11 protein-coding genes are annotated in these 17,637 nt (G+C 44.7%); 8 read left to right on the top strand and 3 right to left on the bottom strand.

Annotated elements, in window-relative coordinates; translation table 11 throughout:
• Positions 1–134: 134 nt before the first annotated feature.
• The 6 genes from ACKPCD_RS11835 (at position 135) to ACKPCD_RS11810 (ending at position 10,410) form a co-directional block, all read left to right on the top strand.
• Positions 135–1,313 carry a CapA family protein gene (locus tag ACKPCD_RS11835; RefSeq protein ID WP_321433318.1) on the top strand — a complete coding sequence of 393 codons (1,179 nt, stop codon included), beginning with the start codon at positions 135–137 and terminating at the stop codon, positions 1,311–1,313.
• A gap of 836 nt (positions 1,314–2,149) precedes the next feature.
• Positions 2,150–5,524, top strand: a complete 3,375-nt coding sequence (locus tag ACKPCD_RS11830; RefSeq protein WP_321433317.1) for a SpaA isopeptide-forming pilin-related protein — start codon at positions 2,150–2,152, stop codon at positions 5,522–5,524.
• Positions 5,525–5,566: 42 nt separating this feature from the next.
• Positions 5,567–7,240 (top strand): SpaH/EbpB family LPXTG-anchored major pilin, encoded by a 1,674-nt coding sequence (locus ACKPCD_RS11825; protein ID WP_321433316.1) that lies wholly within the window; start codon positions 5,567–5,569, stop codon positions 7,238–7,240.
• Between the two features lie 168 nt (positions 7,241–7,408).
• Entirely contained in the window at positions 7,409–8,359 is a 951-nt protein-coding gene (locus tag ACKPCD_RS11820) for a class C sortase (RefSeq protein WP_276648148.1), read from the top strand.
• Complete coding sequence (locus ACKPCD_RS11815) at positions 8,349–9,512, top strand: class C sortase (protein WP_321433315.1); 1,164 nt, start codon at positions 8,349–8,351, stop codon at positions 9,510–9,512. Before ACKPCD_RS11820 ends, ACKPCD_RS11815 begins: the two co-directional genes overlap by 11 nt.
• Positions 9,513–9,750: 238 nt before the next feature.
• Positions 9,751–10,410 (top strand): tetratricopeptide repeat protein, encoded by a 660-nt coding sequence (locus ACKPCD_RS11810; RefSeq protein WP_321433314.1) that lies wholly within the window; start codon positions 9,751–9,753, stop codon positions 10,408–10,410.
• A gap of 302 nt (positions 10,411–10,712) precedes the next feature.
• Here the strand turns inward: ACKPCD_RS11810 and ACKPCD_RS11805 are convergent, their stop codons facing one another.
• Positions 10,713–11,336, bottom strand: a complete 624-nt coding sequence (locus tag ACKPCD_RS11805) for an HAD family hydrolase (protein WP_321433313.1) — start codon at positions 11,334–11,336, stop codon at positions 10,713–10,715.
• Between the two features lie 223 nt (positions 11,337–11,559).
• Between ACKPCD_RS11805 and ACKPCD_RS11800 the strand changes: the two genes are divergently transcribed.
• A complete protein-coding gene (locus ACKPCD_RS11800; protein ID WP_321433312.1) occupies positions 11,560–12,690 on the top strand; it encodes a carbohydrate kinase in 1,131 nt (376 codons plus the stop codon).
• Positions 12,691–12,904: 214 nt separating this feature from the next.
• Entirely contained in the window at positions 12,905–13,318 is a 414-nt protein-coding gene (locus ACKPCD_RS11795; protein WP_276648138.1) for a universal stress protein, read from the top strand.
• Between the two features lie 77 nt (positions 13,319–13,395).
• On the opposite strand, the gene ACKPCD_RS11790 is transcribed toward ACKPCD_RS11795, so the two are convergent.
• Positions 13,396–16,455, bottom strand: a complete 3,060-nt coding sequence (locus tag ACKPCD_RS11790) for an AAA family ATPase (RefSeq protein ID WP_321433311.1) — start codon at positions 16,453–16,455, stop codon at positions 13,396–13,398.
• Complete coding sequence (locus ACKPCD_RS11785; protein WP_321433310.1) at positions 16,456–17,586, bottom strand: exonuclease SbcCD subunit D; 1,131 nt, start codon at positions 17,584–17,586, stop codon at positions 16,456–16,458.
• Between the last annotated feature and the right edge of the window lie 51 nt (positions 17,587–17,637).

Below are 17,637 nucleotides of genomic sequence, written 5' to 3'. Positions count from 1 at the left end.
TTTCCAGCGAAAATATGCATATCCATAAAAAAAATAGGAATAAGAAAAATTTGCCTCAAGTGACAAAGACGATAGGGTCCGGTATAATCAAATTGTCGAATATTGCGAAAAATCCTTCGGAAAAGGGGAACAAAATGAGAAAAGAAACGTTTGTGATGTCGTTGGCTGTGCTGGGATTATGGGGGTGCGCGGATGAAGCGGATACGGTTCCTGAAGTTGCATCCGTGGACACCGCTTCTGAACAAAATGATACAGTTTCCGAAAACGAGGAGGAAAAAGTCATTTCCTTCATCGGAGTCGGGGATAATCTGATCCATGATTCCATTTTCCGGGATGCGGAATTGCCGGACGGAACCTATGACTTCAAGTTCATCTACGAAAATGTGGCAGAGGATATTGAAGAGGCGGATATCGCTTTTCTGAATCAAGAAACGATCAGCGCGGGGGGAGATTATCCTTATTCGGGCTACCCAGCGTTCAATACGCCGCACGAAATCGCCCAGGATATGAAAGACCTAGGCTTTGATTTGGTCAACGGCGCAACGAACCATGCCTTGGATTATGATTACCCAGGCGCCCTCAATTCCCTGGCAGTATGGAATGAAGTGGAGGATGTCATCTACACAGGTATTTATGAGAGTCAAGCGGATCGGGATGAAATCCGGACAATCGAAAGAGAAGGCGTCACGTTCGCTTTTTTGACCTATACTTACGGCACGAACGGTATTGAGCCGGACACCTCTTATCGGGTAGCTTATTTTGACGAAGAACAGATTCGCCAGGATGTTGCCAATGCCAAAAGCGTCAGCGATGCTGTCATCGTTTCGGCGCACTGGGGTGACGAAAACACGCAGGAAGTCAACGAGATGCAACGTACTTATGCACAATTATTCGCCGATCTGGAGGTCGATGCCGTCATCGGCACCCACCCACACATTCTGCAACCGATTGAGTGGGTGACCGGCGTAAATCAAAATAAAACCCTTGTGGTCTATTCTCTGGGGAATTTTATTGCCCACTCGCTAACGGATTATAATACGCTCGGAGGCATGGTGACTTTTGATTTTGTCATTACTGATGATGAGACGATGAGTATCGAAAACGTCCAATTCGAGCCTACTGTTTCGCACTATGTGGCAGATCCGGGAAATGTTGAGAACTCACGGCGGGATTTTAAAATTTACAAGTTGGAAAATTACTCGGAAGAGTTAGCCTTGGAGCATGGGTTGAACGGTTATGAGGACCTGGAAATAACGCCGAATAATTATCTTTCCCTCGTGAAGAACGTCATTCCTGCAGAAATGTTGGAGTAACGGAAAAAATACAATAATGCATTTTTTTGAAGGCATCGGTAATCAGCGGTACAGCAAGCGTTTCTTGAAAAGAAACAAACATGAAACCGAAGCCTTCCGAAAATTGCTTACTAATGATTGACGAAACCGCTTATTTATACTATATTGTAGGCAGATGGAAAATCCTATCGCGAAATTCTATCCACCTCAGAAAAACTCCCGATTGAAATATCAGTGATCATCTCTGTGTACCACCAAAAATACACCCTCCGCTCAAACAAATGAGCAAACCACCCAAATACTTTCACAACTAGATTTCCTCGATTTAAACAAAAGTAATTCAAGTAAACTTACGTTCTTTTTTTGACATCCTCTCAAAAATCATCCAGCAAAACATACCCGATCTTATTCTTCGCTTACCCATTTTTATAATAGATCCTATGGAAAATAACACGGAGTAATCAGCTTATTTTGAACGCCGATAAACCTTTGAACATACAGGTGGTTGAATGCTTGAATCGCAGTTGAACTAATAATAGGTAAGTTTTTTCAACAAACTGATTTAGCATGCCAAAATCTTTATTTTGATGTATGTATTTGAATGCTCGGCTACCAGCAATGTTTAAGCTATCCGTTTTTCTCTGATGCATTCTCCGAAAATCCCACGTTTGTATCCCACCCTTTGATTATTCTCTGTTCTCGATAGATCCGTTTTGAGTAAAAGCGTTTGTCGTTTTTCATTGTATCGGTCCTTCGCAGCTCTTGGATTTGTTGACTTGCGTGATTCACAGCAGCTTCAAGCCAATGCGTCAGCCACTTGTACCGTCACTTTCGAAATAAAGAGGAGATGGAGGAATATGAGAAAAAAGTGTTTTTTACTGCTCAACAGAATTGTTTTTTGGCTGATAACATTGATGACAGTGATGCCATCCTTTTTGTCAGCCTATACCGCAATCGATGTATTAGCCGCAGAAATCGGAACAGTCCAGATGGCCTTACCTATGGATGATGGGACTGCGAGCGCAACCGGAACAGTCAACGGATCAGGAACCGCTGTTGATTGGGTTGTGACCGTAACGAAATTTGATTCTGAGGACGAACGGGTTCCGAAACTGGAACTTGAATACAGCAGCGGCCTAGGCACGCCGTATAATATTAGTACGAATGTTCAACAAATCAATCGTACGGATATCGGTGCGGTGACAGTCTTAAAAGGATACACATACAGCACCGCCGCAGAAACACTCACCATGTCTTTCACTACTGATATTACAGACCATTATGCTGAAACAGTTTCCATCAAAATGCTCGCAGGCACTCTCAGCGAAGATGAATCCGGGACCGTAAGCATCTTTGATTCTGGTAATACAAGAACATTGTCTCTCGTCAATCCGATCGCCCAAGCGGAAGCGGAAGCAGCAGCCCAGGCAGAAGCGGAAGCAGCAGCTCGGGCAGAAGCGGAAGCAGCAGCTCGGGCAGAAGCTGAAGCAGCAGCCCAGGCAGAAGCGGAAGCAGCAGCCCAGGCAGAAGCGGAAGCAGCAGCCCAAGCGGAAGCGGAAGCAGCAGCCCAAGCGGAAGCGGAAGCAGCAGCCCAAGCGGAAGCGGAAGCAGCAGCCCAGGCGGAAGCGGAAGAAGCAGCCCAGGCGGAAGTGGCAGCCCAGGCAGAGACCAATTTAGAGGGAAATCTTACAAAAAAAATTGAATCAGCCACAGAATTATCAGGTACTCCAAACACAATTGCAGAGCCACAATCAGCGGAGGCAATACTTGAACCTATTTCCTCGGATGTAAGTTGGAATGATCCAATCATCCCTGTACCGTCAACAGTGGTAAGTCTATTTGGGAAATCAACATCGGGAGTAACTTTGGAGGGAAGTGTTGCTCTTTCTGCTACTTCCTACACAGATACAATCCAAGTCAACAAGACGGCTTTGCGGAATTTGGGTTGTAGAACTTACGAAGTAACTTTGAATATCACTGGGGTACCGCCATTAAAACCTGTGGATGTTGTTTTGGTTCTGGATAGATCAAACAGTATGAATGATTCAGCTGGGCAGTTTTCACGTTTACACTATGCAAAACTAGCAGCTATAAATTTTGCGGGATTAGTTTTATCTGGCCCAAATGCAATTCCGGGAAGTAGAGTTGCAATTGTAAGTTTTAATGGCCCGCCAACAACTAATGTTGCTGGTACACCGAGTAACGCAACACAAAATTTAGGTTTTTCCCAAAATCTACAAACCGTGACCAATGCGATAAACGGACTTAGTGCGAGTGGAGGTACCAACACTCAAGCTGGATTCATTCAAGCCGGAGCGACATTAGCTGGAGCGAATGCTAATTCAAATAAGGTGATCATCATGTTCACCGACGGTATGCCTACAGCGAGCAATGGGACATTACCTTCCGGGCCTAACGAGCCTACTGCGCATAACGCGCATACAATTGCTGCGTATACTGCAGGTCAGGCCTTGCATAGCTCCGCCCGTGTATTCACTATTGGGTTACTGCAAAATATGCCTACCGCAGTTCATGCTTTAGCTGTAGATACCTTGACCAAAGCTCAAAATGCAGGATTTTATGAAGCACCATCTGCACAAGATTTACAAACAATTTTCGCATCTATTTCACAACAGTTAAATTATTCTGCGCTAAATGCTGTTGTAACGGATGTGGTTGGAAATAATTTCAACCTAATTGAGAGTAGTCTCCCGGCTGGAGCTGTTTACAATCCTATGAACAGAACTATTACCTGGAGCCCAGGAACAATCATCACAAATTCGCAGTTGAAATACACGGTTCAAGCCAAGCCGGAATTTGAAGGTGGATTAGCCTACACAAATGAATCGGCAACTCTTAATTACACGAACGTGAATGGAGTTGCTAATCAGACGAAAACATTCCCAAAACCTCAAGTGAATGTTCCTACTAGACTAAGCGTGAGTTTAACTGATGCCACTATTCTATTGGGTGATTCTATTCAATTGGCAATAGGGAACGATCCTGCTTCTCAAAACTATATGAGCCCAATAACTGGCGGTGATGGTAATGGTACCTATACCTACGCTTGGTATGTGGATGGCTCCGATACAGTTATTTCAACAGCGGAAAATCCATCTGTTTCACCTACCGTAGATACGAAATATAAGCTTATCGTTACAGACTCCAGCGGTTGTAAGGCCATCGCTTATATGTGGGTTAGAGTCAAAACAGGCAGTCTGACAATCAGGAAGGAAAATGAATCAGGTACAGTGATTACTGACAATCCTGCCACCTTCACTCTGACAAAAAATAGCACTACAACAACGCAGGTGACGGCTGCGAATGGATTTGCAGAATTTACCGGTCTTACAAGAGGAACGTATACATTAAAAGAAACAGTCGCCCCGACAGGGTATATAGCAGATCCGACAATATACACAGTGACTGTGGGATTAAGTACAGTCGGCGCAGTAGTGGTTACCGTGACTAAACCTGGAACACCCAACCCAACCACTGTTTCAAGTAATCCATTGGTAATACAAAATGCAATGGATAAAATTGATATTCCGGTCACGAAGACTTGGAATGACAATAATAATTTGCTGCAAACGAGGCCATCAAGCATTACTGTGAATATTTACCAGAATTACCAAGAAGGGGATTCACCTTACGACACGATTGTCATTACACCTGATTTAAACGGCGTGTGGAATGGGGTTTTTGAAGATCTTCCGAAATTTGAGAGCCTGAATGAGTTGTATATCTATACAATCGAAGAGGTGGGTGTCGATAAATATACGGCAGTGGTAACCCCTTCAGATAATGGCTTTACGATCACCAACACATTGAATGTCGGTTCACTCGCTATACTGAAAGTTGACAAATCTGATCCTACCAAAAATCTGGCTGGCGCAATTTTTGAACTCCGAAAAGCTGATGACAGCATTGTCAAAGATATCAATGGTAATGAAGTTAGGGGCACGACCGATTCCGATGGGCTGATTACCTGGGCGAACATCCCTTATGGTACGTATAAATTAGTGGAAATCCAAGCGCCCGATGGATTTAATCTGTTGGATGAAGATATCGAAGTTGTCATAGATGCCGACCATACCGATGTTTCTAAGACAATTGAAAATGTACCCGTTAAAGAACTTCCTGCTACTGGTGGAATGGGAACAACGGTGTTCACTTTAGTTGGATTGGCTATTATGATTGGTTCCGGATTTGTCTATAAGAAAAAGAAATAGTTATAATTTGCGTAACAACTGAGTCTAAAGGAGGAGAAAAAGATGAGTAAAAAGGTAAAAGGATTTTTAACCGCATTATTGTCAGTAATGGTTTTGTTTGGTGTTCTACTTCCAAGCGCAGCATATGCGGCTACGGAGCGGCCAACCACCGGTACATTGAGTATCCACAAGTTACAATATCATACCGAAACGGCTCCGGTCATCGATAATGATGGTTTGGCTTTACCGGCACTTCCTGCAGGGACATCGGCCTTAGCAGGAGTGACATTTAAAGTCTACAAAGTCGCGGATGATGCAACAGCAACTACAATACCTGTGAGTGTGACGCCTGTATCACTCGTGACGAATGCGGCAGGGCTTGCCGAATTTACCGGATTAGCAGCGGGACGCTATTTAGTAGTTGAAGACATCACGGCGGCTGGAACGCCATCCGGGATCGAATCATTCACACCTAACTTTTTGGTTGACGTTCCGATGATGAATCCCGACAATGTAACATGGAACGAAAACGTGCATGTGTATCCAAAAAACCAGTTGGTTCTAGGCAAAGCGGAATTAACGAAGTCGTTCGAAGGAGATGCAGTAACGCCTTATCCTGTGGCTACTTTTGCACTTTACAAAGGGGATGCCGCTGATGGGACTGCCGATGATACATTAATCGGTTCATATGCTACTAACGCAACAACCGGAAAAATCAATGTCGAAAATCTGACAGTTGGAGATTATTACTTCATAGAAACAGTTGCCCCTGCTGGATATGGTCTAAATAAAACCCCAGTATTATTCAGTATCACCATAAATGATCATGACGTGACCAAGTATGTCACAGACGATAACTTCTTTTACCCAACGGTCGACAAATTTATCACTACAATCGGCAACAAAACGGAGACAGCGAACATCAATGAACTGAATACTTGGTTCATCCAAGCAACCATTCCTGGAGACATCGGAGATTATGAAAGTTATGTTGTTACAGACGATCTGGAATCCTTCCTGGATTATGAAAACGCGCTGACAGTAAAAGCCGGGGCAGATGTACTGACTTTAGGGACAGACTACACATTCGCTGCTCCAGCGGTCGGGACTGCTGGACCGGTACTGACAATCTCTATCGATCCTGATGCATTGGTCGGATATGAAGGGCAGAAAGTCACCATTGAATTCAAAACATCCGTCAACAATACAGTAACGATGGATGACGAAATCGAAAACAACGCAACCGTAACAGGTACTTTGGATGGTACACCTTACGAAGAGGATGTCCCTGAATTACCGGAAGTGCACACAGGCGGTAAGAAATTCGTGAAAGTCGGCAAAACAACGGATTCGGCTGCTTTGTCCGGAGCAGAATTCAAAATTTTCAAAGCTGGAACAACAGAATATCTTCAAACAGACTGGTCTTGGGGCAGCAAGGCAACAGCTCGCGTCTTCACATCAGGAGCTGATGGTAAGTTCGAAGTGACTGGATTGGCTTATGGCAACTACACTTTAGAAGAAACGAAAGCCCCAACAGGCTATAACTTGAGAGCGGATGTCAACTTCACGGTCGGACTCGGAAGCTACGCTGACGCAAGCACTGCAACAATCACCAATGCCCCTACACTGACTCTGCCATCAACAGGTGGTATGGGTACAATAGTCTTTTCAGTAATCGGATCAGTGCTGATGCTGGGTGCAGTGAAATTGTATAAGAAAGACGGCGTGGAAGAATAATAAGAACTAAATATTAAAACCTGATTTGGACAGGCGATATTATCGCCTGTTCATCAAAGAGGCTTTCCTATGAAAGCCTCTTTGATGAACAGAAAGTGCAATTCAAAAGAGGTAGCAGATGTTCATCGTCTTCTGCACTTTACTTGATCAGAAAAGTGGGTGTTTGTATTGAAAATAACTATTTCAAAGAAAATGCAGAAAATTCTACTGGCAGCCATTTTTGCTGTAGGGTTAGGCATTTTTTTGTATCCAATTCTGAGTAATGTATATGTGGAGTATTTTCAAAATCAGGTAATCGATTCTTATCAAGATAAAGTTGATCAAATGACAGAACAGGAAAAGAGACAAAAACTGGCAGAAATGATGGCATACAACGATAACCTGAATCAGTCCGGTATTGAATATGAGGATCCTTTTGAAGGCATTTTGGATGATGACGATAAAAAAATCGAATCCGAAAGCAGTACAATTGATAGCGAAGTTGCTACTTCTGCAGATGAGGAAGCTGTGATTTATGATGCCTTAGCAGGTTCCGTGGGTGAAGCGCTCGGGCATATCGAAATCCCAAAAATGGATATTGATATTCCAATCTATTTTGGTACCAGTGAAAAAGTACTTCAAGAAGGGGTTGGTTTACTTGAAGGGAGCTCTTTACCAGTAGGAGGAGCCAGTACTCATGCGACCTTGACAGGACACAATGGACTGCCGAGTGCAAAATTATTTACAGATCTGCACAAATTAGCTGTTGGAGATATTTTTTTTATTCACTCCATCAATGGTACCCTCGCCTACGAAGTGGATACAATCAATACGGTATTGCCGGACGAAACCGAGTCATTGAAGATTGTTGAGGGTGAGGATCTGGTCACTTTGATTACCTGTACGCCTTACATGATTAATACACATCGTCTGTTAGTGTCGGGTCATAGGGTTGCTTATGAAGCGGTTCAAGAAATTGTGGATGAACCCCAAGAAGCGGATTCTTCCAAAGTCTTGAAGACACAAGATGAATACAACAACATTTACCTGATTGCAGTGTTAGCGTCCATTCTTCTCCTTATTTGCATTATCCTATACAGAAGAAGGCGCATAAAAGAAGGTGATCAAAATGAAAAATAAAAAGAAGAACAGATACCTACTGCTCTTCATTTTGGGCGTATCCATCATTTTGGTACCGCAAATAGTCATCTTTTACAATAATTTAGGCCAACAACATCAAATAGATCTATACCAAGAAACAATCACTGACTTGAATGAAGAGCAGATACAACAGTTTTTTAGTGAGGCAGCCTCGATCAACAACAACACCATTGCTGATAATCTGGATAATGAAAATGATTCCGAACTCCTGGAAATTTCTGCAGACAGCACCAAAACCGTGAGTAATCATGATACGCTGAGCGATCCATTTACCAACCAGATGACTTCCGGCGGGAATCAACCTAGTTTGATTGCTGAAGATGATGTTTTTGCTTTCATCGAAATACCAAAAATTGGTGAGATGTTGCCTATTTTTCTAGGAGCCACTCCTAAAAATCTTGCAAAAGGCGTTGCTCAAGTAACAGAGTCATCGTTGCCGACGGGCGGATCCGGCACGCACTCGGTCATTGCCGGTCATCGAGGATATTATGGTGCAACATTTTTCAGATATATCGATCAAATGGAAATTGGGGATTTGTTTTATATACATGTATTGAATAAGGTACTAGCATACGAAGTGACAGGACAGGCTATAATCGAACCTGACGATACCTCTTCGCTAGGTATTGTCGAAACAGAGGACTTAGTAACTTTACTGACATGCACGCCTTATCCGACAGACCGATATAGACTGCTTATCTATGGATCGAGGGTATATGATGAGGGAGGAACTGTTGAGTATGCAAGCGCCTCAGAAGACCCACTAATCGGTAAAACCAATACGGAAGATGCGGAAATTGGCTCGGCGTACCCTGATGCGCAGGGGCAAGTTTTAGATGAACAAACATCCTATGCCGAGGACAATACGGAGGTTGTAGAAAACCGGGATAGCGATGAAGCCATTGAAGAGAACACTGTTTTAACAGGGGACAAGGATGAAACACAGCCAAGTAACGAGGAGACTTCCGTGTCTTCATCAGAAAATGTTTCTGTTCAACTTTTACAGTCCGAAACAGACATTTCAACAACCGCCCGCAATCATAAATGGATAAATCGTTTGATTATCATTGCAGGCTTATTGAGTATTGCTGTCAGTATCGGATTGATTGTGAAAAATAAGAGGAAAGGATAATGAAGCATATTTTTCGAACGAATGTAACGCATGAAAGAATTTAAAAAACTTTTGAGGTATTGATGATGGCGCTCTGGAATAGGGCGCCATTTTCATTCACTGAGTTAGGTGATGCGTATTTCTGAAGGGAGGCACATCTAATAGTGTTGCTATCGTTATCCTTTGTGAAACCACCCAAATGGTGTTAAGATGGTGATGAAAACGATAACATTTTTTCGTGAAGCAAGGGGGATGCGCGATGGACAAGAAAATTAATCAACTGATTGAAATCGCTGAATTTGCGATGGAGGCGAACGATTATGCTCATGCTGAAAAAAAGTACATCAACGCCTTATATTTAATGGATAATCCTAAATCGGAAGAATATCAAAAAGTCGTAAACAAGCTGGCGAAGTGCTATGCCGCCCAGAAAAATTTTGCTGGAGCCAAAGAGTGTCTTGAAGAGCTATTGTTTTACGCTAAAAAAAATAAAGATCTGAAGAAAGAATCAGAGTATCTGCATGCCTTGGCGGTGAATACCCGGTGCATGAAAGAATACGATTTGGCAGCATTGATGTGTGAAGAAGAAATCACTTTCCGATTGACGCATTTTCCCGATGATTACAGTGGGTTGGCCCGCAGTTACTATGAGGCGGCTATGCTGTCTTTGTTGCAGCGGAATCCGATGAAAGGCAAAATGAATCTTGATAAGGCGAAACAGTACGCTGATAAATCCGAAGACGAGGAATGTCAAGCTGGCATCATGCGCGGACTGGGTGATTATCATTTCACCCTCAATGAATTGGAAAGGGCCAGAGATTCTTATCTGGAAAGCCATGCCTTATACATGAAAAATAAAAATGAAGAAGCGGCAGATGAATTGTTGGCAAGGCTGAAGCGTCTTGAAGACAGAGGGTGAATAGCGTAAGATGTCAATTTTGATTGTTCCTACCCATTCTTATAATAAGAAAAGCTGAACGGGTTCGTTCAGCCCTGAAAGAAATTTAGGAAATCTGGCCCTGAATGAGCATCGTAGAGCGCAATGGGTCAGATTTATCTAATTTCCGAAGGGCTAACCCGTGAAGCTGGACATCATTTTAGATGCATGAAACATTTTACAAACTTGTGAAACACCTACGGTGATGCACTTTTCACTCTGGAAAATTTTATAAATTCCTATATGTCGAAAAAAGCAACCTATCTCCAGGTTGCTTGCCTTTTCTATAGAATCGATAAGATATCCGATGGTGTCTGGAAGATGTGATCAGCATCGAATCCTTCTGCCGTATGCGATCCCCATTCTGCCAATCCGAATGCAACAGCGGCATTGCGTGCGCATTGGTTGTCGTAAATGGAATCCCCGATGTAGATGGCTTCATTTTCGGAAACGCCTAATCTGCGCAAACATTCCGTCAAAGGTTGTCCGGAAGGCTTGTGTTCTTCAGTATCGCTTGATGTGATGATGACGTCAAAATAGTCATCCAAACCGTATGGTGTGATGTTCAGCTCGTAACTCTCTTTTGTCTTTGAAGTGACAATGCCCAGGAGATGATTGTTTTCCTTTAAATAGCGCAGCGTATCTTCCATCCCGGCAAAGATACTCACGCTGTCCGCATAAGTTTTCGACTGCGCACTCCACTTCGGATGCAGATCCGCAGCTTGTTCGGGTGTGAAGCCCAAATGCTGCAAACCTTCCATCCCCGGTATGCCGAATATTGTACGCATGTCTTCTTGTGTGGCAGGTCTGCCGGCGTGTTCCTGAAGGATATCGTCCAGACCTCTGAAAATGGAATCTTCAGTATCAACGATTGTACCGTCGACATCAAAAATAAATGTATGAATCATATGCGCAACTCCCTTGAAATATTTCTTGTTATTATAGCATAGTAATGTTTAGTAACAAAATCGCCCTGAATGATGCAAAGGAATTAAGAAAAGGTTACAATATACCGTGTTTGTTTGGCAACAGCAGTCATTGGATATATACTATACATTTAGGAGCAGAAAATGTTGCTAAAAGAATGAGTTCGGCATTGCCGAGTTTTTATAGAGTAAGGGGAATTGAAACATGGCTTTAAACGAGAAAGAATCAAAAATACTGAGCTACATCAAGGAAAATCCTTTCATTTCGCAGCAAGATTTAGCTACAAAGATTGGCCTGTCACGTCCCGCAGTGGCGAACATCATTTCCGGCTTGGTGAGACGGGGATACCTTTTGGGGAAAGCCTATGTCATCAATGATACGCGACCGATTGTTTGTATCGGCGCGGCCTGTATCGATCGCCGCTATTTTGTGGAAGGGGGTCTTATTCATGGACAATCGAATAATGTCACCTCCCAGACGTCAATCGGCGGGGTTGCTCTCAGTATCGCTGAGAATCTGGGCAGACTGCAGGAAGACGTCGTTATGTTATCTTTGGTCGGGGATGATGCGGAATGGCATACGATCGAAGAATCTATGCGTCCGTTGATGAAGACCTCCGAAGTGGAAATGATTCCTGGTTTTTCGACAGGAACCTTTATGGAAGTCATCGATGAAGCGGGTAAAATGATCATCGGATTGGCGGAAATGGATATCTTTGAGTATATGCAGCCGAAATGGTTGCTGAAGCACTTGGCGACGCTCAAGCGGGCTAAAACCATCATCATCGATTCGAATTGCCCGAAAGAAAGCGTGGAGCACTTACTTGAAATCGGGGCGAAATACAATATTCCAACGGTCCTGATTTGCGCATCCGTCCTTAAATTATATAATATTCCTGAAAACTTGAAGGGATTGAAGTTGCTGATCACGAAGCATGACGAAACCGAAAAGCACTTCGGCATCACAATCAATGATGATGCTTCTATGCGGGAAGCCCTACAGCTGTGGCTGGATAAAGGGGTGCAGCATGTCATCATCACAAAAAACAGTCAGAGCGTCGGCTATGCCAGCGAAAATTACGGCATGCATGTCTATGACCTGAAGAACAGCGACGAGGACAGCGAAACCTACATCTGGGGAACGAACGAAGCGCTTTGTGCCGGAATCGTTTACTCCTATTTGAGGACTGACGATATTTCAGAAATGATTCAAACGGGCTTAGTGAATGCAGTCATGTCATCAAAATCAGCCTACAAAGTTCGCCCGAATTTATCCCAGGCGGTATTGCGCAAGGACGTCAAAGAAATCGGCAAGTTGGAAAGCAGAGAAATTTAGCTGGAGAAGCCCGTTACATTCAAAAAAATAAACACTTCACTACGCTTCCAATCTGCGTAGCGCAGTTACCAAAAAGAGCCTGTCACCCAGGCTCTTTTTGGTTTGTAAATTTATCAATCGTAAGACGGCTAATCTTTTGTTTATATCGTAAGTATAGTAAAATAAGAGTAAGGAAAGCGTTTTCTGGTTGATTATTCCAAAGGAGTGGGTTTGAATGGTTCAGTATAAAAACATCTTGATTCCAGTGGACGGATCGGAGGCTTCGATCAAGGCGTTCAAACAGGCGGTACATATCGCTGAAAGGAACAATGCCGCGCTGTATCTGGTTGCGATTCTGGATAAAAAAGATAACGCCGAAGAAGCTGCGCAGCTGCAGAAGGATAAAGACTCGTTGTTCGATGAATTGGACAGATATGCGCGTGCAAACGGGGTGGCAGTGCACAAGGAAATGCGCACCGGCAGTCCTAAGGAAATGATTGCGAAAACGCTTGTGGAAGAATGGAAGTGTGATTTGATTGTAATGGGTGCTACAGGTAAGGGCACTATCGCAAAACTGGTGGTCGGATCGGTGACGAATCATGTCATCAAACATGCGCCATGTGATGTATTAATCGTAAGGAAAAATTGATCAGACGCTTTTGAACCAACGAATCAGGAGACGCAAAAAAAGTCCAGTTACTTAAATGTAGCTGGACTTTCCTTTATCTAGAGGATAATTTTTGCGGTACTTCCTTCGGTGGTGCGGTCGACTTTGATATGGACGGGTATGCGCGTCTTCAATTCCTCAACGTGCGAAATGATACCGACTAAACGGCCACAACTGTTCAGGGAGAATAGCGCCTCGATTGCGGTATCCAAAGACTCTGGATCCAGCGAACCGAAACCTTCATCAATGAACAGTGTATCGATCTGGATTCCTCCGCTGCGGCTCTGCATCACGTCGCTTAGACCAAGGGCAAGCGCAAGGGAAGCCTTGAAGCCTTCACCGCCCGACAACGTTTTGACGCTGCGGGTTTGACCGGTGTAATGGTCGAATACATCGAGATCCAGTCCCTTAGCTCCGGCACCTTTGCCTTTGTCTTCCTTGCGCAACAACAGATAGCGGTTGTTCGTCATCTGTTGGAAGCGAAGATTGGCAGCTTCGATGATTTCCTCATAATAGATCGCCAGCACATAGCGTTCGAATGAGATATAATCAGTTTCTTTGGTTCCGTTGGCGATGTCCGACAAAGTCTTGTATTTTTGGTAATCGGAAATGATCTGCTGTTGCTTTTTGTAGATCACAGCGATTTCTTGCGCCGCTTTTTTTAGCATTTGGATATCGCCTGCAAGCTGATCTTTTTGCTCTTCCGATGCGCGGATTGTATTGTCCAGAAGCATTTTTTGATCGGTGCAGGAGACGACGGTTTGATCCTGATCCAATACTGCAGCGCTCTTTCTTACATCTTGCAAACGGGTCACGGTGACATTCAGGTCGTCTTCATGACTGCGGATTCGTTTCTGGATTTCCAGAGACAATGCCTTATCCAATATTAGATGGTCGAAAGGTTCTTCCAGTCCTGTATCAGCCAGTACGGTTTTGTAGGTTGTTTCCGCATCCAACAAAGCATGTGTTGCTTCCTCAACTTGGGCCGCGTAGGTGGTCCTGTTGGCATGGCAGACGGCAATCCGTTTCTCGAGGTCCGTCAGCTCGCTGTTCAGCCTGTTGTAGTCATTTGTGCTGGTCTCAATGGTTTCGTTGAGCTGCAGGATTTCATTTTGCACAGTTGCGAGGTCTTTGTCGCCCAAAATTTGCTGTTCCTGTTCGATATCGGCCAGCAGGTCCCTGGAAAGAATTTCGTTCAAGTGCAATGTTTTCTGAAGCGTAAGACAGTTCTGGTCGATCTCCTGCAGATTTGTTTCGATGTTGTTTTGCTGCTTGACGAGGGTCTCTTCTTCGTCAAGAATCTTCTGCAGAGCTATCATCTCCGACAGCAGCGTTTTTTCTGACGCGATTTCGCTATCGCGTTTTGCTTTCTGTTCCTGTTTGTAAGTTTCGAAAGTTTCAGCCGGGATAGCGAACTCATCGAAGAGATCAGCCAGTTGTTTTCGGATTCCGGAAAGTTCGGCAGTCCCCTGCTGGTAATCCGCATATGCCTGATTCCGTTTTTTCTCCAGCTGCTCCCGGTCCTGATCGGAGAGGGTCTCTGCCGTTTTTTGAGCGGGTGCGGGATGGTCTGTTGAACCGCAGACAAGACAAGCTTCTCCGCTGATCAGCTGTTCTGCTAAAATGCCTGCGATGTTGCGGTTGTAGAGCAGGATTTCGTCCTTGAACTGTTGATCGATTGCCATGAATTCTTTTTCCAGAATCAGGAATCGTGCACCTTTTGCAAGTTTTTCAGCCAACAATTTTTCGGTTTGGACAATCCTCTTGTGGATCTGATCGGATTGCTGCACGTTCATTCGGCAAGCACTCAATTTGTCTTTGATACTGGCAGCTTCTTTTTGGGCTTGTTTCAGCCCCGCAAGCCTCTGCTGGCACTGCTCCTGTTTTTCTTTTTGCGCTTGTTTAAGATTTGCATGTTTCTGCAGTTCTTTCGTGGCATCGTTGCCTGCTTTCTGGTAACCTGCCAGTTCTTTCTGCTTCTTCGCCAAGGCGATAAGCTGTTTTTCCTGTTCCTTCACGGTGCCGGTCTTTTCACGCAAGCCTGGGATCAGGGAAAAGGCAAGTTCAGCCACCTCGAATGCCGATTGCTTATCGCGTGAAGCCTGATTCAATTGGTCCAAGAGAGCGTCATTTTGTTTGGATTGTTCCTGTTTTGCATTCCTGTTTGTGGATGCTGCAATGTACAGCGACCTTTTTTCCTCGGCTTTAACGGCTTGTTCATGGCGCTCCAATTGCTGCTTCCATCCTAGGACTGAAGCTTCTTCTTCCTCCAGAACTTTCAGCCGTACCTCCAACTGTGCGATATCTTCCAGCAATTTGATGGTATCGGAAACGGCTTGACTTTGTGAACGCAAAGAAGTTAGCTGCAGTTCTTTGACTTCACGTTCTTCTTCGAGCGCCGCCAACAGTTCTGCGATCCGAACCAGGATCTGCTCGGTGTCCTGCAAGCGGAGCGCTTCTTGCAAGGCTTCATCTTTGATTCCCGAGGCAAAGGAATAAGCGGTCTGTAGCGAATCATGGGCGGAAGTCGCCTGGCTCTGTAATGATTTGGCCCGCTCCTTCAGTTCCTCCTGGAATCTTTTCAAAATCTCGGTCCCGAAGATGTTCCGGAAAATAGTCTCTTTGTCATTGCTGTTCGATTCCAGTAGTTTTTTGAATTCCCCTTGCGGCAGCATGACGATCTGTTTGAACTGCTCGTAGTTCAAAGAAAGCAATTGCTCTATTTCCGCATTGGCGTCGCGCGCTTTCGTCGTCACGGTGTCGTCGTGATAAAAGGCGACATCAGCTTTCAAATCGATGATTTTTCCGCTTTTCCCAGGACCTGTCTGGGCAGGGGAGCGTCTGACGCGGTAAGATTTCCCGTTGTATTCGAACGTCAGATCGACGTAACAGATCGACTCTTCCGTTGCGAACTGCGACTTGAAGGTGTCCTTTTCCCGGCTGCTGCCGCTGGCGACATCGTAAAGGGCATAGGCGATGGCATCAAAAATTGTGGTTTTGCCGGCACCGGTAGGCCCGCTAACCAGGAACAATGTTTGGTTCTGGAATTGCGTGAAGTCCAATACGATCTTTTCTTTGTAGGGACCAAAGGCATTCATCTCTAATTTTAAGGGTCTCATCTAATCTTTCCTTCCCAAAGCGGAAAAGATATCCGCAACGATTTTTTGACCGGATTCTTCCATTTCAATGGCGCGGTATTGCTCATAAAAATCCTTGAACAAATCCGGATAGGACAACTGTTGGAGATCCTCCCGGTTATGCTGCAAGGCCACCGATTCGGTTTCTCTTCGGCTGACGTATTCGAGCCCCATTGCGTGTGGATAGCGACGGCGCAGTTGGTTCATCGCATCCAGTACGTATTCCGTATCCTCCAGTTCGAAGAACAGGTAGTCCTCGGATTGCCCCTTCATCAGTTCTGAGAATGTACTCCGGATTGTGCGCATATCGCGCAAAGGCTTGATCCGGAGCGGTTCGATCTCCAGTTTGTCTTTTTCTATCGTCACGATGCTCGTCTGCTTTTGATGCGGGGTTTCTGATTTGGAATACTTCAGGATTGAGCCACTATAGCGGACTTTGTCGTCTTTGACTTTCTGGGCCTTGTGCAGATGGCCCAGAGCGACATAATCAAAGTCCTCAAACAGCGACACATCCACGTATTCGGAAGTACCGATACTGAGCGGACGTTCGGAATCGGATGGTTCGCTCGTGTCGTTTCCGGTCTGGATCACATAGCCGTGCGCAATCAGGATGTTGACTTCATTTGGGTTCATGGTTGCTTTTACGGTCGCCAACTGCGCACGAATGGCATCCTCCATATTTTTGATTGTGTCGTCCTGAAGCTTCTCCCGGACATAGACATGATCCGCAAAAGGCAGCAGATAGAAATTGGTTCCCTCGAAAGCAACTTTTCGGATGGTATCTTTCATGGTTCCTTCTATATACAGGCGGCTGTCGGCCAACAGATCGGCGGCATATTCGATCCGCTCGTTGCTGTCGTGGTTGCCGGCGATGACGAACACAGGCACGCCCAATTCCTTCACCATCCGGGTCAGTGTCCGATTGGCCAACGCTACCGCTTCTTTCGGAGGCAACGCACGGTCGTAGAGGTCTCCGGCCATAATGACCGCATCGATTTCTTTATCTTTGAGTAGCTCGATCAGGTTCGTCAAGTAATAACGCTGATCTTCCAGCATGGAAAAATCATTGACGATTTTACCGAGATGCCAATCAGCTGTATGCAGTATTCTCATGGGAAAGGCTCCTGTCCATTGGTTAGTATTTTTTAAGTAAATACATTCATT

Source organism: Trichococcus flocculiformis, from assembly GCF_963662535.1.
GTDB lineage: Bacteria > Bacillota > Bacilli > Lactobacillales > Aerococcaceae > Trichococcus > Trichococcus flocculiformis.
The sequence above is the reverse complement of the archived record's forward strand: the minus strand, read 5'-3'. Positions and strand labels throughout refer to the sequence as shown.